The sequence below is a fragment of the Hyphomicrobium sp. ghe19 genome (assembly GCF_902712875.1).
GTDB lineage: Bacteria > Pseudomonadota > Alphaproteobacteria > Rhizobiales > Hyphomicrobiaceae > Hyphomicrobium_B.
Map to the genome: position 1 here is coordinate 3,216,984 of NZ_LR743509.1, position 22,277 is coordinate 3,239,260.

General features: G+C 61.5%; 18 protein-coding genes and 1 pseudogene. 10 read left to right on the top strand and 9 right to left on the bottom strand.

Annotated features, from left to right (window positions below; translation table 11 throughout):
* The first annotated feature begins 466 nt into the window (after nucleotides 1-466).
* The 8 genes from AACL53_RS15335 (at nucleotide 467) to AACL53_RS15370 (ending at nucleotide 10,221) form a co-directional block, all read left to right on the top strand.
* A complete protein-coding gene (locus AACL53_RS15335; protein WP_339085395.1) occupies nucleotides 467-3,649 on the top strand; it encodes a ribonuclease E/G in 3,183 nt (1,060 codons plus the stop codon).
* Between the two features lie 258 nt (nucleotides 3,650-3,907).
* A complete protein-coding gene (locus AACL53_RS15340; RefSeq protein ID WP_339085396.1) occupies nucleotides 3,908-5,317 on the top strand; it encodes a M48 family metalloprotease in 1,410 nt (469 codons plus the stop codon).
* 37 nt (nucleotides 5,318-5,354) lie between these two features.
* Complete coding sequence (locus tag AACL53_RS15345; RefSeq protein ID WP_339085397.1) at nucleotides 5,355-6,212, top strand: DsbA family protein; 858 nt, start codon at nucleotides 5,355-5,357, stop codon at nucleotides 6,210-6,212.
* A 164-nt stretch (nucleotides 6,213-6,376) separates the two neighbouring features.
* Complete coding sequence (gene aroQ / locus AACL53_RS15350; RefSeq protein WP_339085398.1) at nucleotides 6,377-6,832, top strand: type II 3-dehydroquinate dehydratase; 456 nt, start codon at nucleotides 6,377-6,379, stop codon at nucleotides 6,830-6,832.
* A gap of 60 nt (nucleotides 6,833-6,892) precedes the next feature.
* Nucleotides 6,893-7,381, top strand: coding sequence for an acetyl-CoA carboxylase biotin carboxyl carrier protein (accB, locus tag AACL53_RS15355; RefSeq protein ID WP_339085399.1), 489 nt, complete (start codon nucleotides 6,893-6,895; stop codon nucleotides 7,379-7,381).
* 41 nt (nucleotides 7,382-7,422) lie between these two features.
* Nucleotides 7,423-8,763, top strand: coding sequence for an acetyl-CoA carboxylase biotin carboxylase subunit (accC, locus tag AACL53_RS15360; RefSeq protein WP_339085400.1), 1,341 nt, complete (start codon nucleotides 7,423-7,425; stop codon nucleotides 8,761-8,763).
* A 60-nt stretch (nucleotides 8,764-8,823) separates the two neighbouring features.
* A complete protein-coding gene (aat, locus tag AACL53_RS15365) occupies nucleotides 8,824-9,507 on the top strand; it encodes a leucyl/phenylalanyl-tRNA--protein transferase (RefSeq protein ID WP_339086958.1) in 684 nt (227 codons plus the stop codon).
* 30 nt (nucleotides 9,508-9,537) lie between these two features.
* Nucleotides 9,538-10,221: a DNA-3-methyladenine glycosylase gene (locus AACL53_RS15370; RefSeq protein ID WP_339085401.1), complete on the top strand. Its 684-nt coding sequence runs from the start codon at nucleotides 9,538-9,540 to the stop codon at nucleotides 10,219-10,221.
* A gap of 88 nt (nucleotides 10,222-10,309) precedes the next feature.
* Here AACL53_RS15370 and AACL53_RS15375 read toward each other — a convergent pair whose 3' ends face one another.
* On the bottom strand, nucleotides 10,310-11,524 hold the full coding sequence (locus AACL53_RS15375) for a GGDEF domain-containing protein (RefSeq protein WP_339085402.1): 1,215 nt from the start codon (nucleotides 11,522-11,524) through the stop codon (nucleotides 10,310-10,312).
* Between the two features lie 292 nt (nucleotides 11,525-11,816).
* Between AACL53_RS15375 and AACL53_RS15380 the strand changes: the two are divergent.
* A pseudogene (locus AACL53_RS15380) lies at nucleotides 11,817-12,214 on the top strand (LysR substrate-binding domain-containing protein); the annotation flags it as partial.
* 8 nt (nucleotides 12,215-12,222) lie between these two features.
* On the opposite strand, the gene guaA reads toward AACL53_RS15380, so the two are convergent.
* From guaA to AACL53_RS15395, 3 genes are all read right to left on the bottom strand, one after another.
* Complete coding sequence (gene guaA / locus AACL53_RS15385; protein WP_339085403.1) at nucleotides 12,223-13,770, bottom strand: glutamine-hydrolyzing GMP synthase; 1,548 nt, start codon at nucleotides 13,768-13,770, stop codon at nucleotides 12,223-12,225.
* 132 nt (nucleotides 13,771-13,902) lie between these two features.
* Nucleotides 13,903-14,352, bottom strand: a complete 450-nt coding sequence (locus AACL53_RS15390) for a TspO/MBR family protein (RefSeq protein WP_339085404.1) — start codon at nucleotides 14,350-14,352, stop codon at nucleotides 13,903-13,905.
* Nucleotides 14,353-14,457: 105 nt separating this feature from the next.
* Entirely contained in the window at nucleotides 14,458-16,485 is a 2,028-nt protein-coding gene (locus tag AACL53_RS15395; RefSeq protein WP_339085405.1) for an acyltransferase family protein, read from the bottom strand.
* A 154-nt stretch (nucleotides 16,486-16,639) separates the two neighbouring features.
* Between AACL53_RS15395 and AACL53_RS15400 the strand changes: the two genes are divergently transcribed.
* The gene (locus AACL53_RS15400) at nucleotides 16,640-17,035 is read left to right on the top strand and encodes an SET domain-containing protein (RefSeq protein WP_339085406.1); all 396 of its coding nucleotides are present in this window, start codon (nucleotides 16,640-16,642) and stop codon (nucleotides 17,033-17,035) included.
* 15 nt (nucleotides 17,036-17,050) lie between these two features.
* Here the strand turns inward: AACL53_RS15400 and AACL53_RS15405 are convergent, their stop codons facing one another.
* From AACL53_RS15405 to AACL53_RS15425, 5 genes are all read right to left on the bottom strand, one after another.
* On the bottom strand, nucleotides 17,051-17,635 hold the full coding sequence (locus tag AACL53_RS15405) for an SET domain-containing protein (RefSeq protein WP_339085407.1): 585 nt from the start codon (nucleotides 17,633-17,635) through the stop codon (nucleotides 17,051-17,053).
* Between the two features lie 300 nt (nucleotides 17,636-17,935).
* Nucleotides 17,936-19,225: an RsmB/NOP family class I SAM-dependent RNA methyltransferase gene (locus tag AACL53_RS15410; protein WP_339085408.1), complete on the bottom strand. Its 1,290-nt coding sequence runs from the start codon at nucleotides 19,223-19,225 to the stop codon at nucleotides 17,936-17,938.
* A gap of 38 nt (nucleotides 19,226-19,263) precedes the next feature.
* A complete protein-coding gene (locus AACL53_RS15415) occupies nucleotides 19,264-19,686 on the bottom strand; it encodes an MAPEG family protein (RefSeq protein ID WP_339085409.1) in 423 nt (140 codons plus the stop codon).
* A gap of 45 nt (nucleotides 19,687-19,731) precedes the next feature.
* A complete protein-coding gene (gene guaB / locus AACL53_RS15420) occupies nucleotides 19,732-21,246 on the bottom strand; it encodes an IMP dehydrogenase (RefSeq protein WP_339085410.1) in 1,515 nt (504 codons plus the stop codon).
* 304 nt (nucleotides 21,247-21,550) lie between these two features.
* Complete coding sequence (locus tag AACL53_RS15425; RefSeq protein ID WP_339086960.1) at nucleotides 21,551-22,225, bottom strand: RlmE family RNA methyltransferase; 675 nt, start codon at nucleotides 22,223-22,225, stop codon at nucleotides 21,551-21,553.
* Between the last annotated feature and the right edge of the window lie 52 nt (nucleotides 22,226-22,277).

The window sequence follows — 22,277 nt, forward strand, 5'->3', positions numbered from 1 at the left end:
CAGGTTGCACGGCCTCGGCTTCGGGACCCCCGGCGGTCTCTTTGACGGGGCGTTAAGACTTTGTGCCGGTCGCCCCGATTTGTCAGTCGGGTAAAAGCGCGGATTGCCGGGCGACCATTGTTGATCCATCGCGATGCCGGAAGGTGTCGAATTTTTTCACCTCGGCTGGCCGTCCCCCAATTCTGGACATGCAGCCGGGCAATACACGACAGGCCATGACGACAGCTTGCATCATCCACCACGGCGCCGCCGAACGGACCTCGGTCCACGCGGCACCCCTATGCGTTCCCGCGCGCGCTTCGCGCAGTGGCGGGACCGGGATGATGCAGAAAGCGGCGCGGTCCCCCACCACGTTTTCAGCGCCATCAACCAAAAGCACGCGCCGCCGCGCGAATCTCGCAATCCGCTCCGTTGTTCGCGGTTCGAGATGCGAGCCGCCGCCCCGGCGCGCCAAGGAACATAAGCAATGTCCAACACGAAAATGCTCATCGATGCCACCCACCCCGAGGAGACTCGGGTCGTGGTTCAACGGAATGGCCGGGTAGAGGAATTCGACTTCGAAAGTGCAGCCCGCAAGCTGCTTCGCGGAAATATCTATCTTGCAAAGGTGACGCGCGTTGAGCCGTCGCTTCAGGCCGCATTCGTAGACTACGGCGGGAACCGTCACGGTTTCCTTGCCTTCAACGAAATCCATCCCGACTACTATCAGATCCCTGTTGCCGACCGGCAGGCGCTTCTCGACGAGGAAGCGGCAGCCGAAGCAGAGCTCGAAGCCGCCGCGGACCGGCGCGCGGAAGCGCTTGCGCGGCGCTCGTCCTCACGCGGCGGCTCGGAAGTCGCCGAGCGGAGCGAAAGCGAAGCCAACGGCGACGATGACTTTGGCGACCACGGCCCCGATGAAGTTGGCGTCGAGACGGCGCATATCGTCGACGTCGAGGAAGACGAACATATCGAAGAGATTGGCGGCGACGAGGACGAAGAGCCGGTCAGCGTCATCGCTGCGTCGGTCGCGACCTCCGATGACGACGTTCGCTCCGAACTTCCCGCCAAGGAACGCCAGGACGCGCCGCCCGCTGCCCGCAACGACAACGATGCCGACGATGCGCCGGCTAGCGCGAGCGAAGAAGCTCATCACGACGACGCGTCCAGCGACGAGGACGATCAGCCGGATCACGACGAGAGCGACGCTGGCAGCGACGCCGACGACGAAGACCACATCGAACACCATCATCACTCGGACCACGATCACTCCGACCACGATCACTCGGGCCACGATCACTCCCACGACCATTCCGAGCAGCACGCCTTGCGCGACGAGCGCGGCGGAGACGCAGAGGAAGGCGGCTCGGGCCGGGAATATCGCGAGGAAGCTCCTCAGCGTCAGCGCCGCCGCCCGCGGAGCTACAAGATCCAGGAAGTCATCAAGCGCCGCCAGATCATCCTCGTCCAAGTCGTCAAGGAAGAGCGCGGCAATAAGGGCGCCGCTCTCACCACCTATCTGTCGCTTGCCGGCCGCTACACCGTTTTGATGCCCAACACCGCCCGTGGCGGCGGCATCTCACGCAAGATCACCAACCCGCAGGACCGCCGCCGGCTCAAGGCCATCGCTCAGGAACTCGAGGTTCCGGAGGGCATGGGGCTCATCATCCGCACGGCGGGTGCTGCGCGGACGAAGCAAGAGATCAAGCGCGACTTCGAATATCTGCTGAGGCTTTGGGAAAGCGTTCGCGAACTGACGCTGCAATCCACTGCCCCGAGCCTCGTTTATGAAGAAGGCGATCTGATCAAGCGGTCGATCCGCGACCTTTATAACAAGGACGTGGAGGAGATCGTCGTCGCCGGTGAAGCGGGGCATCAGGAAGCCGCCGACTTCATGAAGATGCTCATGCCGAGCCACGCGAAGAACGTCGTTCCCTACCGGGACCCGACACCGCTCTTCACGCGCTACGGTGTCGAGCGCCAGCTCAACGCCATGTTCCAACCGCAGGTGACGCTGCGCTCCGGCGGTTACATCGTCATCAATCAGACGGAGGCGCTGGTCGCCATCGACGTCAACTCCGGCAAATCGACCCGCGAGTTCTCGATCGAAGAGACGGCACTCGCGACGAACCTCGAAGCGGCCGATGAAATCGCCCGGCAGTTGAAGCTCCGCGACCTTGCGGGCCTCATCGTCATCGACTTCATCGACATGGAAGAAAAGCGCAACAACCGCGCTGTCGAGCGACGTTTGAAGGACGCTCTTCGTTTCGATCGCGCGCGCATCCAGCTCGGCCGCATTTCGCACTTCGGCCTCATGGAAATGTCGCGGCAGCGGCTCCGAACAGGCGTGCTCGAGGGCTCGACCTCGCAGTGTCCGCATTGCCAAGGCACAGGCATCATCCGTTCGACCGAAAGCATCGCGCTCGCGGTGCTCCGCGGTCTTGAAGACGCAATCACGGCGGGAGCGACCGGCCCGCTGACCGCGACGACGACGCCAGCCGTCGCGCTTTACATCCTCAACAGCAAACGTGCCTATGTCACCGACATGGAAGCCCGTCACGGCCACACGATCACCGTGCTCGGCAGCGATCGGATCCAGGGCGCGAACTTCACTGTCGAACGTGGCGGCGCGGCTGCACCTGTGCGGCGCGTCGAGCGTGCGGCCGTCAATATGGATTGGGGCTTCGACGGCGAAGAAGATGCGCCCTCCTTCGAAGGCGGCGAGATCGAAATTACGCCCAGCGCGGATGATGCCGACGAAGAAGCTACCGCCCGCGAAGGCAGCCGTGGTGACGGCGACGAAAGTGGCGGCCGGCGCGGCCGTCGCCGCCGTCGTCGTGGACGCGGCGGACGGGATCGCGGCGAAGGCCGCGAGCGCGAGTCGTTCGAGCCACGCGGAGATGCCGAAGGCGCAATTGCTGCCGGGCCTCATACCCACTCACCGGCCCAATCGCAGGGCGACGACGATGTCGAAGCCGGTGGCGGCGACGATGAAGATCACGATGGCCAGCCGTCGGTGGACGGCACGACCTTCGGAGCGGAAGGCAGCGGCGACAAGCCGGGCCGGCGCCGTCGCAGAGGCCGCCGTGGCGGCCGTCGCGGCAGAGAACGCGGTCGCGAGGGCTCGAGCCCGGGGACCGAAGGCAGCGACGCCGTAAGCTACGGTGGAGAGCAGCCGGACATCGTCGACGTCGAAGCGTTCGAACCTGACGTTGAGGACGGTATCGAGGCTGGCGAACCCGCTGAGGCGAGACACGCTCCTCGCAGCGCGCGGGCAGAAGGCAAGTCTGCCGGTTCAGGCGACAGATCCAGCGGTGGAGGTCATCGGCCGCGCCGTATTTGGGACGTTGCATCTGAGCCCTCGGGCGAAGGTGAAGGCGAACCAGTGGAGGCCGCGGCTTCTGCTCCGGCTGTCGCGGCGCCTGCGGTCATGGCTCCGGCTGTCGAACCGAAGGTCGAGGCGCCTGTGGTTGAAACTCCGCGCGTCGCCGAAGAGAGCGCGCCCGCTCCGGTGACTTCGCTACGGCGCCGTCACGAAGTCGGATCGAGCGAGCCGCGCATCGAGCGCGTTGTCGTTCGGCCCGGCGAGGAGATCGACGGTACGGTTGCGGAAGCTCAAGCTGTTCCTCAGCGCAAGGGCTGGTGGCAGAGAAAGTTCAGCGGCGAATAATGATCGGGAGAGGTTGAAGCAGGTGCTTCAGCCTCTTTCCTACTGCCGAGCGTGGCCCATCGGGCGTCACAGATCGACGGCGCTGAAAGCGTTGGATAATGTCCATTCGGCTTTCGTCATTCTCACTTGTCACGCGAATGCCCTAAAGTGATGACTGATGCGGTAATCGTTTGCGTCGTATTTGACCCCGCCGGGCTTGCTGCCTAGTTTGACCGCGCGTGGCGTCTCGACAGGTTCATCGAGATCGGGGCACATCCAATGCCTGAACTTCCGAGGACATTTGCGGCGTTCTCGGCCGCCAAAAGCGGCTTGCTCATGGCTGCCGTGTTTTTCGGCTCGCTCCTGACGTTTACCGGTGGCGTTCGCGCCCAAGGCCTTCCGCTCATCCGCGATGCGGAGATCGAGGCCCTGTTGCAGGACTATGCCAAACCCATTTTCCAAGCCGCGGGTTTCGGTGGCGGCCGGGTGACGGTCCGCATCGTCAACAACGATGCGTTCAACGCGTTCGTTCTCGATGGCGGCAACGTGTTCGTGCACACGGGAACGCTGATGCAGGCCAACACTCCGAACGAGGTCATCGGGGTTATCGCGCATGAAAGCGGGCATATCGCCGGCGGTCACATGGCGGCGCTCAGAGCGCGGATCGCGAAGGATCAGACGCGCGCGTTGCTCACTCAGGTTCTCGGCATCGGCGCAATGGTCGCGGGCGGCGTGTCAGGCGGCACCGGCGGCCGCGAGACGATGCAGGGCGGCCAGGCGCTGCTACAGGGTGGCACCAGCGTCATCATGAAGGGGCTGCTGGCAGAGCGGCGATCGCAAGAGTCGGCCGCGGACCAAGCCGGCATTCAATATCTCACCGCGACGAAGCAATCGGGCAAGGGAATGCTCGACACGTTCGAGCGGTTCAAGGAACAGGAATATCTGACGGATCAGTTTCAAGATCCTTTTGTGCGGTCTCACCCGCTTTCCGTCGACCGCTTGGCACGTTTGAACCAGCTCGCAACGACGAGCCCTTACTTCGCGCAAAAGGACCCGCCGTCCCTGCAGCTCCGCCACGATCTCATGCGGGCGAAGCTTTCGGGCTATCTTGAAAACCCGCAGACCGTGTTCAACCGATACCCCGAAAGCAATACGACGCTTCCGGCCCGCTATGCGCGGGCGATCGGGAAATTCTTCAAAGGCGGTCCTGGCGCTCTCGAAGCAGCCTTACAGGACACCGAAGGGATGATCCGCGAGAACCCGTCGTACCCCTATTTCCATGAGCTCAAGGCAGACTTCCTGATGAGGTCAGGCAAAAACGCCGCGGCAATTCCAAGCCTGCGACAATCTCTCAAGCTGGCGCCGAACAGCCCATTAATTCGCGTCGAACTCGCAACTGCGCTGCAAAGCAGCGATAGCGCCGAGGCGCAAAAGGAAGCAGTGGAGCTATTGCGTAAAGCCCTCATAGACGATTCCGAGAACGGCCGCGCTTACAGGCTGCTCGCCAATGTATATTATAAGCAGGGGAAGTCCCCCGAAGCCGATGCCATGACGGCGCAAGCCTACTTCTACGAAGGAAACGTCAAGCAAGCGCAGCTTTTCGCGAAACGCGCGCAACTCCAGCTACGGGCGGGTTCACCCGAGTGGCTGAAAAATGACGACATCATCAATTACAAACCGCAGACTTAAGCGGTTCTAAGTCGGCGACAACGCGAGATTAAATCAAATGACCTTGAAGACCACATTCTGGAATACCCTCAACTTGGCCTCGACCGGCAAAAGGTGCGCCGCAGCCTTGCTCGGATTGGCTCTGCTCGGGTCGGCTTTTTCTCCGGCAGTTCACTTTGTGTCCGGAGCCGCGCGCGCCGATACGATCGCTCCGACAGCGGGTGGAACCGCTTTCACTGACGACCAGAAAAAAGCCCTTGGCGACATCATCAAAGACTACCTCGTCAAGAACCCCGAGATCATGATCGACGTGCAGAACGCGCTCGATGAGAAATCGCAGAAAGAGCAGGAAGCTCGGCTCAAGTCGTTCATGGCCGAAAATGCCAAGTCGATCTATCGCTCGCCGAACAGCTCGGTTGCGGGCAACCCCAATGGCGACATCACGGTTGTCGAATTCTTCGATTTCAACTGCGGCTACTGCAAGCACGGACTTCCCGAGGTGCAGAAGCTGATCGCCGCCGACAAGAATGTGCGCGTCGTCTTCAAAGAGCTTCCCATCTTATCGAAGGGCTCGGAAGAGGCTGCGAAGGCCGCACTCGCAGCCAAGCGGCAGGGCAAGTATTGGGAATTCCACCAGGCCATGCTCGGCTCCAAGGGGCAGGCCAATGAGGCGTCGTCTTTGAAGGCCGCGGAAACGCTCGGCCTCGACATGGCGAAGTTCAAAGCCGACATGGCAAGCGACGACGTGAAGAACGAGCTTTTGGAAATGATGAAGTTGGCCAAGACGATGGGCGTCAACGGCACCCCGCACTTCCTCGTCGGCGACAAATCGATTCCGGGTGCGCCGGAGGACCTCCACGAACAGCTCGAAACGCTCGTTACGGATTTCCGCAAGAACAAGTGCGCAACCTGCTGAGCCTGCTCGCGCGAAATCTCGAGTTGTCGCAGCTAGTTACCATATTTTGCACGTCAAAGTGCGCGGCCCTGCCCGCGCACTTTGCGCATTCGTAGAAAGCTGATAGACCCAGGGCTCCGCAATTGGCTCGGGCGTCAGTCCGGTGCCCGAACGGCCTCCAAAACATGACATCCCACGTTTACGTTCTGAACGGACCCAATCTAAATATGCTCGGCGTTCGGGAACCAGAAGTCTATGGTACCGAGACGCTCGACGATCTTCGCATCCGCACGGAAAAGGCGGCGGCGAAGAACGGGCTTTCAGTAGATTTCCGGCAGTCCAACATCGAGGGGGAAATCGTGAGCTGGGTGCAGGAGGCGCGCGGCAAAGCGAAGGGCATCATCATCAACGCGGGCGGGTACACCCACACGTCCGTCGCCATTCTCGATGCCTTGCAAGCCGTCGGCCTTCCCGTCGTCGAGGTTCATCTCTCGAACATCTTCCGGCGGGATCAGTTTCGCCAGCATTCCTACATTTCACTCGCCGCGACGGGCGTGATCTGCGGCCTTGGCGCCAAGGGCTACGAACTTGCCATCGAGGCGATGGCCAACATCGTGAACAAATCCACAAGCAAAGCGTGACGCCGAACCCCGAGCTTACGCTATAAGACGCACGCCAACAAAATCGAGGACACGGGACTGATGAGCGCAAAAGACCAAGGGCCGAAAGCGGGAAGCGCCGAAGGTCAGATGATCCGCGAGCTCGCCGAGCTTTTGAACGCTACGGGGCTGACGGAAATCGAGATCGAAAAGAGCGGTCTCAAGGTTCGCGTCGCGAAGACCATTTCGATTACGGCCGCGCCGCAGGCTTATGCCCCGGCTCCCGTCGCCGCCCCGTCGGCTCCCGCAAGCGATGCAAAGCCGCCGGCCGCCGCTCCCGGCGATCTGTCGAAGCATCCCGGCGCCGTAAAGTCGCCGATGGTTGGCACCGCCTACCGCTCGCCGGAACCGGGCGCCCCATTGTTTTGTGAAGTCGGCAGCAAGGTCAATCAGGGCGATACGCTGCTGATCATCGAAGCCATGAAGACAATGAATCAGATACCGGCTCCGCGCAGCGGCACCGTCAAAGCCATCCTCATCGAAAACGCTCAGCCCGTCGAGTATGGCGAGCCGCTGATCATCATAGAATAGAGCGCTACCGGTAGCCCCGGCAAAGACGCCCTGGAGTGCAAATGTTCGATAAGATACTGATTGCCAATCGAGGAGAGATCGCGCTGCGGATACAGCGCGCCTGCCGAGAACTTGGGATCGCAACGGTCGCCGTCCATTCAACCGCTGATGCCGACGCCATGCACGTAAGGCTCGCGGACGAAAGCGTCTGCATCGGACCGCCTTCGGCGCGCGAGAGCTATCTCAACATTCCAGCACTCGTCACGGCTTGCGAAATCACCGGCGCGGATGCCGTCCATCCCGGCTACGGGTTCCTATCGGAGAATGCGCGTTTCGCGGAGATTCTCGAAGAGCACAAGATCACCTTCATCGGTCCGACGTCCGAGCACATCCGGATCATGGGCGACAAGATCGAGGCGAAGGAAACGGCGAAGAAGCTCGGCATTCCCGTCGTGCCCGGTTCGGCCGGCGCGGTGACCAGCGAAACCGAAGCGATGAAGATCGCCAAGGAAATGGGCTTTCCCGTACTCATCAAAGCGGCGGCAGGCGGCGGCGGCCGCGGGATGAAAGTCGCGACGTCGGCTGCAGACCTCGGCATGGCGCTATCGACGGCGCGGTCGGAAGCCAAGGCCGCCTTCAACGACGACGCCGTCTATATCGAGAAATATCTTCAGAAGCCCCGGCATATCGAAATTCAGGTTTTCGGAGACGGCAAAGGCGACGCCGTCCACCTCGGTGAACGCGACTGCTCGCTGCAGCGCCGGCACCAGAAAGTTCTCGAGGAAAGCCCGTCGCCGGCTCTCAACGCGGCCCAGCGCCAGAAGATCGGCACGACCGTCGCGGAAGCGATGAAGAAGATCAAGTATCGCGGCGCCGGGACTGTCGAGTTCCTCTTCGAGGACGGCGAATTCTACTTCATCGAGATGAACACCCGCCTGCAGGTCGAGCATCCGGTTACCGAGATGGTCACCGGGACGGATCTCGTGCTCGAGCAAATCCGAGTGGCGGCCGGGCTGCCGTTAAGCTTCACGCAGGACGACATCGAGCTCAAGGGGCACGCGATCGAGTGCCGTATCTGCGCCGAAAACCCGAAGGATTTTCGCCCGTCGCCGGGCCAGATCACATATTGGCACCCGCCGGGCGGTCTTGGCGTCAGGGTCGACAGCGGCGTTTACCAGGGTTACCGGATTCCGCCCTTCTACGACAGCCTCATCGGGAAGCTCATTGTTACGGGCAAGACGCGCAACGACGCCCTGATGCGTTTGCGCCGCGCTCTGGCAGAGTTCGTCATAGACGGCATTGAAACGACGATCCCGCTGTTCCAGGATCTTGTTAAAGACCCCGACATCGTAAATGGCGTCTACGATATTCACTGGCTCGAAAAACATTTAGGGATGAAGTAGACTTTGCCTCTGCGCGATATGTTCCGCGCGCGTCCGAGAGTTCGCTTGGCAATTGGCAGCATGGCGTCGCGCGACGACCCGATGTTCGAGATCACGCCGCAGGTTCTCCTGAAAGCCTATAGCTGCGGCATTTTTCCAATGGCAGAAAGCGCGGATGATCCTGCGCTTTACTGGATCGAGCCGCAGCAGCGCGGCGTCCTGCCCCTCGATGGGTTGCATATTCCCCGCCGTCTCCTCAGAACGGTCAGAACGACCCCTTTCAGGGTTACGGTCGACACCGACTATGAACGCGTGATCGATGGTTGCGCAGCGCCCCGCGCCGGCCGGATGTCGACCTGGATCAACACGCGCATCCGCACGCTCTATCGCGAGCTTTTCGACATCGGCGCCTGTCACACCGTCGAGGTTTGGAACGGTGACGTGTTGGTTGGCGGCCTTTATGGCGTGGCGCTGAAGAGCGCGTTCTTCGGCGAGAGCATGTTCTCGACCGAGCGCGACGCCTCAAAAATCGCGCTCGTGCATCTGGCGGCCCGGCTGATCAAAGGTGGCTTCACACTGCTCGATACGCAATTCGTCACTGAGCATTTGCGTCAATTCGGAACCATCGAACTCGACCGTAGCGCTTTCCAGCGGCAGCTCGAAATCGCGCTCGAGAAAAATGCGGATTTTTATGCCTTGCGGCCTGACGCTTCGGGAGCTGAGGTCGCAGCGATATTTTCGTCCGAGCATTCGCGCCAAGCGTAGCCGCCCACGAACGAACCTTGCGCCGACCGCATGTTCCAGACGAAGGGCGCGTGGCTCGATATCGACGGCGATGGTCAAGGAGGTTGCGCCATTGCTCTGAAACCTCGACGGCATAGGAATGGCGACCGGCTGCTTACACGCGCGGATCTGCCGAGCGATACAGCCTCTCTCGCCCGTTATCTCATCGGCAAGATCGTGGTGCGCGAACTTTCTGATGGCATCGTCAGCGGTCGGATTGTCGAGACCGAGGCGTATGTCGTCGGCGACGCGGCGGGCCATGCCTACCGGGGAATGACCCCGCGCAATGGTTCGCTGTTTCTCGAACGTGGGCACGCCTATATTTATTTCGCTTACGGCAGCTCGTACATGCTGAATGTCTCGAGCGAGGCGCGCGGGATTGGAGCCGGCGTCTTGATCAGGGCGCTCGAACCGGTCGAAGGCATCCCGATCATGCGGGTCAATCGCGGCATCGAGCGCTTGCGCGACTTGGCACGGGGTCCCGGAAGACTGGCTGCGGCTCTCCGGATTGACCGTCAGCTCGACGGGCTCGATCTTTGCCGAAAGGGCCCTTTGTGGCTCGGCCGTGATGACCACGAACCCGGCGATATCGGGCAGAGCATTCGGATCGGCATTTCGCGTGATGCGGACCGCCCCCTGCGATTTTATTTTCGGGACAATCCGTTTGTCAGCGGTTCAAGATCTCTGAATCAGTAAGAGGCCGCCGTAAAATATCCCTGCCGGCGTTGCGGCTCTCCCTCCCACTCGATCGTGCCTTGCGGCTTCATCAACTCCGAGGCAACGCCTAGCCAGTCTTGAGTCTGACAAGGTCGATAGGGCCGCGCTGACCGTCCTGCAACGGCCGGATGTGAGCCAGGAATTCAATCTTGCCTGAATTGACGGCGACCCGGTCGCGGCCGTTCCTCTTGGCAGCATAGAGTGCATCGTCGGCGTCGCGTAGCAGCGTTTCGAAGTCGGTGGCGGCATCCTCGGAACAGGAAACGCCGGCGCTGACGGTACTGTTGAATGAGCCGCCATTTCCGGTGAAATTGCGTTTGGCGAGGCGCATGCGCACGACGTCCGCGAGAAGCGCCGCTGTGACGAGTGAGGCGCCCGGCACCAGCATCGCAAACTCCTCGCCACCGAGCCGCGCTGCTAGTCCTTTCGACGGAGAGGAGAGCTTTAGAATCTCCCCGAAAGTTCGCAGCACCTCGTCGCCGGCCAGATGTCCATGAACATCATTGATAACCTTGAAACGATCGATATCGAAAATGACGAGCGCGGCGGGTCCTTCGATGTCCGCGACATGGCTGAGTAGCGCGCGCCTATTGAGCAAGCCCGTCAGAGGATCGGTTTCGGCATCGCGCTTGTGGCCGCGTGCCAACCGTGCCTGGTTAAGCGCCAAGGAAAGAGCGCCGATGCCTGCGAGGGTGGTCAAGCATACGGCGATGTTGAGATCCTCTGCCCAGTTCGACGGGATCTGCGACAGCCGCCATTCGCCGGCATCGAGCAGCAAGATTGCACAAGGAACGAAGGAGAGCCCTGTCAGGATATAAAGAACTGTCAGCAGTGTGATGGCTAGCCGGGCTTCGGCGCGGCCGCGCCAGTAGTCCCTGGCCGTTACAAGCAGGATCACCGTCGCCGCAATATTCAGCACGATGATGGAGGCACCGTTGTAGCCAGCCAGCATGGGAACTGCGATGGCTGTGGAAGAAGTAACCGCGATGATGCCCACGCCGCGCCAGGGGAAAACGCCGGTGCGAAACTCCCGGCCGGCACCGAAAACGAAGGCGAGGCCAGTCAGCAAGATCGTGTATCCGGCCGCGCCGAGCACCGGAGACATTGTGTTTGCGTACCAGCTATAGACGAGCACGCCGAGTGCCATGAAGGAAACGCCGAGCTTCCAGGCAATCAGGAAGTGTTCCGTCCTGGAGACAAGCCAGCTGACGAAAAAGGTGATCGCCAATCCGAAGCCGGAAAGCACAAAAGCCGTCAGGAGCGAATGATAGTCCAACGGCACGGCAGGACTCTGGAATGGTTGGCGAAAGCGCGTGGACTATCTATTTGGCTACCATTGCAAAAAGCTTAAGCCTGCGGCGTCGAACCTGATCTATCGCGCCGAAAGGATGCCGCTTGGCAGCATTACCTCGCTCACGCATCCATCCACGGATTTGGCCCTTCCCCCCTACCCCAGCGGCATCGGGTTGTGGGTGCGCACCAATTGCAACGTAACGGGGTCAGACGCTTCGGGTGCCGAGCTCGCCGCAATTTTCTCGTCCATGGGGTGCTGCTTCCAGCGCCAGCGAGCGGGGCAGCTTGCCGTTTGCTCGCCGTCTTACCGGGACCGGTTCGGGATACCACTGCATCCAAGCGAACTCTCGGCGCATCGTTGCATCGGTTGGCGGCCCGCCCAAAGGCTGCGCCCTATCGATGGGAGTTTGCGGAGCACGGCAAAGAATTCAGCGTCTCCGTCGCGCCGGAGATCACCACCAACGACATGGCGCTGATGATAAAGCTCTCCGTCGCCGGCGCAGGCATCACCTTCGGTATGGAGGAGAGTTTTCGCCCCGCACTCGAGCGCGGTGAACTCGTATCCGTTCTGGAAGACTACTGCCCGCGCTTTGCCGGCTTTTATCTCTACTATCCGAGCCGCAGGAATTTAGCGCCGAAGTTGCGCGCCCTGATCGATCACCTGCAACAGGTCAGGTGATTCCACTGTCACTCCCACTCGATCGTGCCGGGGGGCTTGGAGGTCACGTCGTAGACGACGCGATTGACGCCGCGGACTTCGTTGATGATCCGTGTCGCGACGCGACCGAGGAAGGCCATGTCGAAGTGATAGAAATCCGCCGTCATACCGTCGACGGAGGTGACGGCGCGAAGGCCCAGCACGTGATCGTAGGTTCTGCCGTCGCCCATGACGCCGACGGTGCGCACGGGCAGGAGAACCGCAAAGGCTTGCCAGATGGCATCGTAGAGACCGGCTTGGCGGATCTCATCGAGATAAACCGCGTCGGCCTTGCGCAAGATCTCGAGCTTCTCGCGCGTGATCTCGCCCGGAATGCGGATCGCCAGCCCCGGTCCTGGGAACGGGTGGCGGCCGACGAAGGCTTCGGGCAGTCCGAGTTCGCGGCCGAGCGCGCGGACCTCGTCCTTGAAAAGCTCTCGCAGTGGCTCGACGAGCTTCATGTTCATGCGCTCGGGCAGGCCGCCGACGTTGTGGTGCGACTTGATCGTGACGGAAGGGCCACCCGTGAACGAGACGCTTTCGATGACGTCGGGGTAGAGCGTGCCCTGAGCCAAGAATTCGGCGCCGCCGATCTTCTTCGCTTCCGCCTCGAAGACGTCGATGAAGTGCTTGCCGATCGTCTTGCGCTTCGTCTCGGGATCGGAGACGCCTTCCAGCGCATTCAAAAATTGATCGGAGGCGTCAACGTGAACGAGCGGTATGTTGTAGTGATCGCGGAATAGGCCGACGACTTCGTCCGCTTCGCCCTGCCGCATCAAGCCATGATCGACGAACACGCACGTCAGTTGCTCGCCGATCGCCTCGTGGATGAGGACGGCTGCGACCGCGCTATCGACGCCGCCCGACAAGCCGCAGATCACGCGGCCTTTGCCGACCTGGCGGCGGATCTTGGCGATCATCTCACGACGGTATGCCGACATCGTCCAGTCGGACTTCAGGCCCGCGATCTTGTGCACGAAGTTGGCGATGAGCTTGGCGCCATCGGGCGTGTGCACGACTTCCGGGTGAAACTGCACGGCGTAGAAGTGCCGCTTCTCATCGGCGACAGCCGCGAACGGCGCGTTTTGGCTGGTCGCGATGACTTTAAAACCGTCGGGCAAGCGCGTGACGCGGTCGCCATGGCTCATCCAAACCTGATGGCGTTCGCCGGGCGCCCATGCGCCTTCGAACAGCGGGCTTGAAGTCTCGATCGAAAGGAAGGCGCGGCCGAATTCACGGTCGTGGCCGGTCTCGACCTTGCCGCCGAGCTGCTCGGCCATCGTCTGCTGGCCGTAACAGATGCCGAAGACCGGGACGCCAGAGGAAAACACGGCGTCTGGCGCGCGCGGGGAATTTTCCTCGGTCACGGACGCGGGTCCGCCCGACAGGATCACAGCCTTCGGCTTCAGCTTGGCGAACGCTTCAGCGGCGTTCTGGAACGGGTGGATTTCGGAATAGACGCCTGCTTCGCGCACGCGTCGCGCGATGAGCTGCGTCACCTGGCTTCCAAAATCGATGATGAGAACGGCGTCGGTCAAAGTCGGGGCGAGCCTCTGTTCAGGGCCATCCCCTACGCGAAGACGGCGGTTGCCGCAACGCCTGCCTCAGGCCTCACGCTGCGACAGTGAAGCCCGCGGGTGCGGACGGACCCATCAACGCCAAAAGCCGTTTCAATTCAATCTCCAAACAGCGAAGTTAAGATATGCGGCGAACGAGACCCAGGCGAGATAGGGCATGAACAGGTAGCTCGCGCGCGGATCGATGGGCCACGCCAGGGCTATGAAGGCTGCGACGGCGAGCCAGAGTGCGGCGAGATCCACAAGTGCCAGGAAAATATCGTGGCGGCCGAACATCACGTACGACCAGAGGGCGTTGAGGATCAGGCCGGAGGCCCAAACGACGAGAGCCGGGGTGATGCCGGCGGCTCTCCAGGTCAGCCACCCTGCGATAGCGATCATTATATAAAGGATGGTCCAGGCCACCGGGAAAGCCCAGTTCGGCGGGGTCAACGACGGCTTCTCGAGCGCCGCATACCATTCGCCCGGCATAAATGACGAGCCAGACGAAGCCGCGGCAGCCACGATGATCGCAAAAATTATCAGTGATCCAAAGTCTCGCAACAGCCCTGCTCCCAATTTGTTATCTCTCTGGACGGGAGGCGCGGAACTTTTTCGCCTCAACCATTGAACGCATAACTCCGCAGTCTGGATGCGCGCTGAGACGCATCAAGACGGCGGAACTGGCGGCTCCTCACTGAACTCCGGGAATTTGATGAATCGTTCCAAATGCTCGGACCCAAACTGATTGACGTGGCCGCCGTTCTTATACAGCAAGATCCCATCCATCATCGGGGAGCATCGCTGCTCCTGACACATGAAATCGGACGGTAAGGAAACGCTTACGCCGGGATTGGCGGCTGCGACCCGGAGCAAAGCAGCGTTGGAAAGCTTCAGTTCATCCAGAGCCTCCGCCTTCGGCTTGCCGCACGTTGCAACGTCCCGGTGATTTTCAATCGCTCCAATGATGCAGCGAATGGGCAGCGGATCGTAAATCGGGATTTGACCGATCATCACAACCTTGATGCCGCGATCGGTGAATGTCCGCACTGTTCTCTCCAATGCGGTGTCAAAATTGAGATTCGGGCTTCCGGCACGATCAGCTGAATTTGCATGCTGGGCTGCCGCGGAATTCACGAGCCACAACCACTTTTCCCAGAAGCCCGAGATGACCGCGATCTTCAGCTTTGGATTTAGCTCGACGAATTTTTTGGCCTCGGTTTGATAGGAAGTGCATTCGGCGATCTTGTCCTCCGTTTCGGCAGGAATTGAAACGTCGAACAGCAATGGGCAGCCACCGTTTGTCACTTGGCGTCCAGTGAGCTTGCGATGTTCGGCATACTTGGCGACGAGGGGCGCCCAATGATCTCCCATTGAGTCGCCGAATAGGGCGAGTTCATAGGAGCCGCCGGGATCGCGCTTTTTTCCAAAATTGCAGACGTCGTCATCGGCGAACACGTTCTCGAAGCCATCGCACCGCATTCGAACTGGGTTGCCGGCAACGAGCTGGCTCAATACCCGCCGGGATTCGGCTGCGTATCGATTGGGGAAACCCTTCATGCCTTTGATGGTGCCGGCGAACATCGCCATGATCGCAACGCACGACAGCGCCGCGACGACGAACTTCCCGTCGGACAAGCCCCATGTTGCCGCTTTTGCCGAAGTCGCAGCAGCAGACCGGCGCGAACTGCGAAACGGCCGCTCAATCCAACGCCACGAAAAAATTGCGACGGCCACGCTGATGAGGACGATCAGAGATGCTTCGCCGGCATCCAGCGGCCGCTCGAGGCGATAGCTCGCGAGCGCGAGCAGCGGCCAATGCCACAGATAAAGCGAGTAGGAAATCAGCCCGACGAACACCAAGGGCCGGTAGCTGAGCAGGCGCGTCAACAGCACATTCTGAGACATGCAGCCGGCGATGATGGCAACGGTGCCGAAGCAGGCCGGAGCGGCGTGCAGCCCCGGGAAATTCGAATGCGGACTGAGCAGGAGGAAGCTCGCAAGAACGGCGACGATGCCGGCGATGCTCAAGGCTTCGCTTGCCGCCCGTCCAAACTTTATTTCAGACGCGACCAGCGCGAGCGCTGCACCGGTCAGAAGCTCCCAGGCGCGGGAGGGCAGCATGAAGAATGCGAATTCGTGGTCGATCGAAACCTTTGCTTCGGCGAACCACAGCGACGCGCCAAGCGACAACAGCACTAAGCCGAGGATGGTGCGTTTCGACAGAAACGGCGAGGCCAGCATCAAGATGAGCGGCCACGTCAGATAGAACTGGTCTTCGACGGCGAGCGACCAGGTGTGCAGGAGCGGTTTCTCGAGCGCGGGGGCCGAGAAATATCCGCCCGTCAGGTAGAAAAAGACGTTTGAGAAAAGACCAATAAACGCCAGAAGACTGCGGCCGTAGTACCAGAATGCATCCGGCAGCAGGATGAATGCCGAGAGCACAGTCACCACGACGACGCAGGCGAATGCCGCCGGCAAGAGACGCCGGGCGCGGCGGACGAAAAAGCGATAGAGGGAAAATGTGCCGTCCGATATTTCGGTGACGACGAGCGACGTGATCAGGAATCCCGAGATGACGAAAAAAACATCGACGCCGGCGAAGCCACCCGTGATGACACCCGGAAAAGCGTGGTACGCGACGACGGCGATTATCGCCAGCGCCCGCAGCCCATCGACAAACGGCAGATAGCTCATCCCCCGATCCCGCTCCGATGGCTGCCTCTGAAGCTTTTCGGGCGATAAGAATAGGCGGCCCGGCGGCAGTCAACCGTTCACTTCCGGTCCCCACGAGAAACGGGACACCGGTGATGTTTTTGCGAGGGGCGATGCGAGTTGGAGACGCTTGTGCATGCTAATGGTCAAAACACGGCTGGGCGTCAGCGCCATTGCAGGGATTGGTTTGTTCGCGGATCAAGATATCCCCAAGGGCACTGAAACGTGGCGGTTCATGCGCCATTTCGACAGGCTGCTGACCGAGCGCGAGATCGACAGCCTGCCGGAGCCCGCGCGCTCGAGCATTCTCGATCATACCTACCTCGATGCCACGAGCGGCTTATTCGTGCTCTGTGCCGACAACGCCCGTTTCATGAACCATGCGGACGAGCCCAACACGGCGGGCGTCCACGAGAAGGGGGCGATCGAGGGCTACGACATCGCCATTCGTGATATTCGCGCGGGTGAAGAAATGACCTGTGACTACCGAACGTTCGACGCGCACGTCGAGCTGAAGCTCGGCGGCAAATAACGGATTCTCGTCCGCTTACTCGCCCGGGATGACGGCGGGCTCGATGGATTTCCGCGCGGAACGCCGGCGCTTGGCGGCGAGCGCGCGCATCGCTTCGGCGGCCAAAATGCGACGCTGCAGGTAAGGCGAGAAATAGCCCGCGTAACGGCGCCAAAGATCCGACCGCATCCAGTCGTCTCCCGACACGTGGCCGCGGCAGTGGGGCGCGCCGCAGGAGCACGCGAACTCGTCGTAGGGAGATCCGTCGCTCGTCGCGTAGTCGTAGGTGATTTCCTCGCCTGGCCCGATATCGCGCATGGCGACGAGCGTGATCTGGCCGGAGAGACCGGAATTCGGATCACAGCTGTGATTGACGTAATCCGGCGGCTCACAGTCAGAAAGCGAGACGAGGTACTGGTTTTCCTCGACTTGCAGCGAATAGCGCCGAACCGTCTGCGGCATCTCGTTCAATTCCTCGCCGGTGACGAGCGTGCCGCTCCACACGACGATCAGTTCGCCCTTGGCGATCGCGTCTCGTGCGACGACGGTGTGGCCGCCGCGATCGGGTGTCGGATGAACTTCGCACTTGGGCGTGAGGAAAGAGTGGGGCCTGCCGCTCATTCAATGACCTCAATTGGCCTCACGAGCGTGGGCACGGCGCAACCGCAAAAAGCGAACCATGACACCTGTCCCTCGGTTTGCTGCTAGCCGTCAGCAAACGTCGCATCACATAGTTTCGTCGCGTGCGATGTCAACGGCGAAAAGTAGGCATTTGCATGATGAAAGCGCGCCGGCATTCATGCCTTGATCGCGCGGGCGGAAAAAATGTTCCGAGAAAAGCTGAATACTGACGATATTTGGCATTCGCCGACTGGAGGGCGCGAGTGCGTCCCTCCACTGATCAATCCACAGAAACTTTGCTCACGCCTTGCGCGAGAGGACGGCGATGAAGAAGCCGTCGGTCCCGTGCTGGCCGGGCGTCAGCAGCAGCGAATCGGACCGGCCGTCGGCAGACGGCGGAAGTTCGCCTGAGGCCGTGTCCCAAAGTCCGGCGGCGGGGACGGGTGTGAAAGCGGGATTTTCCTCGAGAAAGCGGGCGATTTGCTCGGTGTTCTCCTCGGGAAGAAGTGAGCAGGTGACATAAACCAGCCGGCCGCCGGGCTTCACGAGTGCTGCGGCGCGCTTCAGAACAGTCCGCTGCTCATCCGTCCGCGCCTTCAGCGCTTCGGGCTTCACGCGCCACTTGGCGTCCGGACGACGCCGCCACGTGCCCGTTCCCGTGCACGGCGCATCCGCGAGGACGACGTCAAAGCGGGGACCGAGAGCATCGACCGCAGCTTCGTCTCCGGCTCTCAGCACCTGCAGATTGCGAACGCCAGCGCGCTTTACCCGCTCGAAGATCGGCTTCAGCTGGTTGCGATCGTGGTCGTAGGCATAGAGCTGACCGGTGTTCTGCATCAGCGCCGCAAGCGCCATCGTCTTGCCGCCAGCACCGGCGCAAAGATCAAGCACCTGCTTCCTCGGTCCGGCGCCGGAGAGGAGAGCGGCGATCTGCGATCCCTCGTCCTGAATTTCGAACCAGCCAGCCTGGAACGCCGCTTCGGCTTGCAGGTTCGGGGTGCGCTGCGCGCCGACGGGCGGCGGCACTCGGACGCCGATGGGAGAAATGGAGCACGGCTCGGCGCCGAAGCTTGCGAGCGCTTTCAGCACCTTTTCGCGCGTGGACTTCAGGGTGTTGACCCGCAAATCGGCGGGCGCGCGGCGAGCCATTGCCTGGCCTTCGGCGACTGCGCGATCTCCGAACTGGGCGGAAAATGCAGGCCACAGCCATTCGGGGATGTCGGCTTTGACGTGGTCGGGCGCCTCGTCCAGAGGACGTGTCAGGCCGACCCGCTCGGCGTCCGTCAAGGGCTCGGGCGAATGGTCCGCGCCATCGCAAGCGGCGATGACAGCCTCCGGCGTCAGATCCAACGCCGACGAGGCAGCGCCGATTGCGAGGGCGCGCGGCGTGTCTGATCCGAGCGCCCAGGCGATCGACGAGCGGCGGCGCAAGGCGTCGTAGACCATTCCGCCTATGGCGTTGCGGTCGCCGGAACCGGCAAAGCGGTGTGCCTTGCCCCAGTCGGTCAAGGCCATGGAAACGGGTTGATAGCGATTGAGGATCTGTTCGAGAACCTCGATCGCGGCCGCGATACGTGCGCCGGACTTCATGCAGAGATCATTTCAGGTGCCAATTTCGGATGCCGGACTCAGATTCCGGTCAGGATTTTTATCGCGAAGACGATCCACATCGCGATCAGTGCCGCCGCTCCGAGGCCGTAAATGCCTCCGCGATGGCTGACGTTGTTGTACGTCACGTGGATGTAAGCGTGAATGATGCGCGTGACGACGAAAAGCCACGCTAGCGTGAGCAGCAGAACGTCGCCGGCTTTGGTGATCAAGATGAAGGCGATGAGCGCGTAAAAGAGGACCGGGAGCTCGAACTGGTTTCTGAAGGCGTTGGCATACTGCGTCACCTTCGTCGGCCATCCCGGCTCACCGAGCGCGATGGCGTCGGACCGGACTTCGCCGCTGCTGAGTAATCTGGTGCGCGTGACCGCCATCATCATGAAGAGCACAAACGTCAGCCCCACTTGGACGAATACCGGCAGAAGGAAATCAGTGACTGTCATGCTTTTCCCCCTCGCCGGCTTTGCGCGTACGTCCTTCTCATTACCTTAGCTGCCGGCGCCCGGATAGTTCGGACTTTCGCGGGTGATCATGACGCCGTGGGCATGGCTTTCACGAATTGCGGCCGGAGAAATGCGAACGAACTTCGCGCGCTTTTGCAGTTCGGGGATCGTCTTTGCGCCGAGGTATCCCATGCCGGCGCGCAATCCGCCGACGAGCTGATGCACGACGGCTTCCATGGGTCCCTTGTAAGGAACCTGCCCCTCGATGCCTTCCGGCACGAGCTTCAGCGTGTCGCGCACTTCGGCTTGGAAGTAGCGGTCTGCCGAGCCACGGGCCATCGCGCCGACTGAGCCCATGCCACGGTAGGATTTGTAGGTTCGCCCTTGATAAAGGTAGGTCTCGCCCGGCGCCTCGTCGGTGCCGCCGAGAAGCGATCCGATCATGACGCAGGACGCGCCCGCTGCGATCGCCTTCGCGATATCGCCGGAAAAGCGAATGCCGCCGTCCGCGATAACGGGGACGCCCGAGCGCGAGGCCTCTTTCGCACAATCCATAACGGCGGTGAGCTGCGGAACGCCGACACCTGCCACGATGCGCGTCGTGCAGATCGAGCCCGGGCCAATGCCAACCTTGATTGCGTCGGCGCCTGCGGCGATCAAAGCTTTGGTTGCATCGGCCGTCGCGACGTTGCCGGCGATGACCTGGACACTGTTCGACTGGTGCTTGATGCGCGCGACGGCCTCGATGACCTTCGCGGAGTGGCCGTGCGCGGTATCGACGACGATCACGTCGCAACCGGCCGCAATGAGGCGTTCGGTGCGCTCGAAGCCATCTTCGCCGACCGTCGTTGCAGCAGCGACGCGCAAACGTCCCTGAGCGTCCTTCGAGGCGTTGGGGTGCTTCGCCGCCTTCTCGATGTCCTTGACGGTGATGAGGCCGATGCAATTGCCGGCGTCATCGACGACGATCAGTTTTTCAATGCGGTTTTGATGGAGCAGGCGCTTGGCTTCTTCCTGCGAAACGTTGCGCTTAACGGTCACCAGATTTTGCTGGGTCATCAATTCCGAAACCGGCTGATCCAGTCTCGTTGCAAATCGGACGTCGCGGTTGGTCAGGATGCCGACAAGCTTGCCTTTCCCGGCGCTGCCGTCGGGTGCTTCCGTTCCACCCGAAACGACCGGAACACCCGTGACGCCCTTATCAGCCATCAGCTTCAGGGCTTGGCGCAGCGTTTTTTGGGGGGCGATCGTCACCGGGTCGAGGACGATGCCGCTTTCGTAGCGCTTCACCAGGCCGACGTGGCGCGCCTGCTCTTCGATGGTGAGATTGCGGTGGATCACGCCGATGCCACCCTCTTGGGCCATCGCGATCGCCAGCCTAGCCTCGGTGACTGTATCCATCGCCGATGACAGAAGGGGAATGTTCAGGCGGATAGACTTGGTCAATTGGGTCGAGACGTCCGCCTGTCCCGGCATCACGTCGGACGGCCCGGGGACGAGCAACACGTCATCAAAGGTAAGCGCGATCCCCGAATCGAGCGCCGATAGGCTCGAAGTCATGCGGACTTCTCCAAATTTGGGGGGGCGACACGTTCGGGCCCCCTGGGGCGGAACATTGTCGCGGGGTCTATATCACCAAGGTTCCGCGCTTGGAAGCGCCCCGAGCCGCGTCAAATGGGGATAGCGATAACCAATTAACAGAGAGCGTAAACGCCGACCGTCATGGCGGTGTCGCAGGATGCTGCCAGATTGCTCTCACGGGGTTCAAAGCCCCCATGAGATTCGCTTCAAATTCGGGCTGTTGGCGGCGTTGTCGAGCGTAATCCCGCCTCCGGCCTGAGGTGAGCCAGCCAGCATCGAGCCGTTATTCGGCCTCTGGCTCTGTCCGTCCTCGAAAGCCCGTTGCCAGCACGTAAAGCTCCGAGCTTTCGGCACGGCTTGCCGGCGGCTTTACGTGGCGCACCGTCTTGAAGTCGCGCTTCAACGCATCGAGCAGGTCTCGCTCGGTGCCGCCTTGGAAGACTTTGCAAAGGAACACGCCGCCGGGCTCCAGCACGTCGGCCGCGAAGGCGGCGGCGGCTTCAGCGAGACCCATGATGCGCATGTGATCGGTCTTGGCGTGGCCGACGGTCGGCGCGGCCATGTCCGACAGGACGACATCGGCTTTGCCACCCCGCAGATGCGATTTCAGAAGGTCTTCGGCATTCGGATCGGTGAAGTCCATCTCGATGATCTCGACGCCGGTGATCGGCTCGAAATTCAGGTAGTCGATGGCGACCACCTGGCCTTTGCCCTCGGCCGCCTTGACGCGCTCGGCTGCTTCCTGCGACCAGCCGCCAGGAGCCGCCCCAAGGTCGATGATCCGCTGACCGGATTTCAGAAAATGGTATCGCGCATCGATCTCACGCAGCTTGAACGCCGCGCGGGACCGCAGCCCTTCCCGCTTCGACGCCGTCACGTAGGGATCGTTCAACTGGCGCTCGAGCCAGCGCGCAGACGAAACGGAGCGCTTGCGCGCCGTCTTGACGGTGGTGCGCATCTGGCGCTGACCGCCGCTCAGGCTGCTCGCGCGATTGCCGCTGCCGCCCTTT

Coding starts and splice junctions, on each gene's coding strand:
- AACL53_RS15340 (WP_339085396.1), top strand. CDS start 3,908: ATGCCTGAACTTCCGAGGACATTTGCGGCGTTCTCGGCCGCCAAAAGC.
- aroQ (WP_339085398.1), top strand. CDS start 6,377: ATGACATCCCACGTTTACGTTCTGAACGGACCCAATCTAAATATGCTC.
- AACL53_RS15415 (WP_339085409.1), bottom strand. CDS start 19,686: ATGACAGTCACTGATTTCCTTCTGCCGGTATTCGTCCAAGTGGGGCTG.
- AACL53_RS15405 (WP_339085407.1), bottom strand. CDS start 17,635: ATGAGCGGCAGGCCCCACTCTTTCCTCACGCCCAAGTGCGAAGTTCAT.
- AACL53_RS15335 (WP_339085395.1), top strand. CDS start 467: ATGTCCAACACGAAAATGCTCATCGATGCCACCCACCCCGAGGAGACT.
- AACL53_RS15400 (WP_339085406.1), top strand. CDS start 16,640: ATGCTAATGGTCAAAACACGGCTGGGCGTCAGCGCCATTGCAGGGATT.
- AACL53_RS15425 (WP_339086960.1), bottom strand. CDS start 22,225: ATGCGCACCACCGTCAAGACGGCGCGCAAGCGCTCCGTTTCGTCTGCG.
- guaB (WP_339085410.1), bottom strand. CDS start 21,246: ATGACTTCGAGCCTATCGGCGCTCGATTCGGGGATCGCGCTTACCTTT.
- accC (WP_339085400.1), top strand. CDS start 7,423: ATGTTCGATAAGATACTGATTGCCAATCGAGGAGAGATCGCGCTGCGG.
- aat (WP_339086958.1), top strand. CDS start 8,824: ATGGCGTCGCGCGACGACCCGATGTTCGAGATCACGCCGCAGGTTCTC.
- accB (WP_339085399.1), top strand. CDS start 6,893: ATGAGCGCAAAAGACCAAGGGCCGAAAGCGGGAAGCGCCGAAGGTCAG.
- AACL53_RS15370 (WP_339085401.1), top strand. CDS start 9,538: ATGTTCCAGACGAAGGGCGCGTGGCTCGATATCGACGGCGATGGTCAA.
- AACL53_RS15410 (WP_339085408.1), bottom strand. CDS start 19,225: ATGAAGTCCGGCGCACGTATCGCGGCCGCGATCGAGGTTCTCGAACAG.
- AACL53_RS15395 (WP_339085405.1), bottom strand. CDS start 16,485: ATGAGCTATCTGCCGTTTGTCGATGGGCTGCGGGCGCTGGCGATAATC.
- AACL53_RS15345 (WP_339085397.1), top strand. CDS start 5,355: ATGACCTTGAAGACCACATTCTGGAATACCCTCAACTTGGCCTCGACC.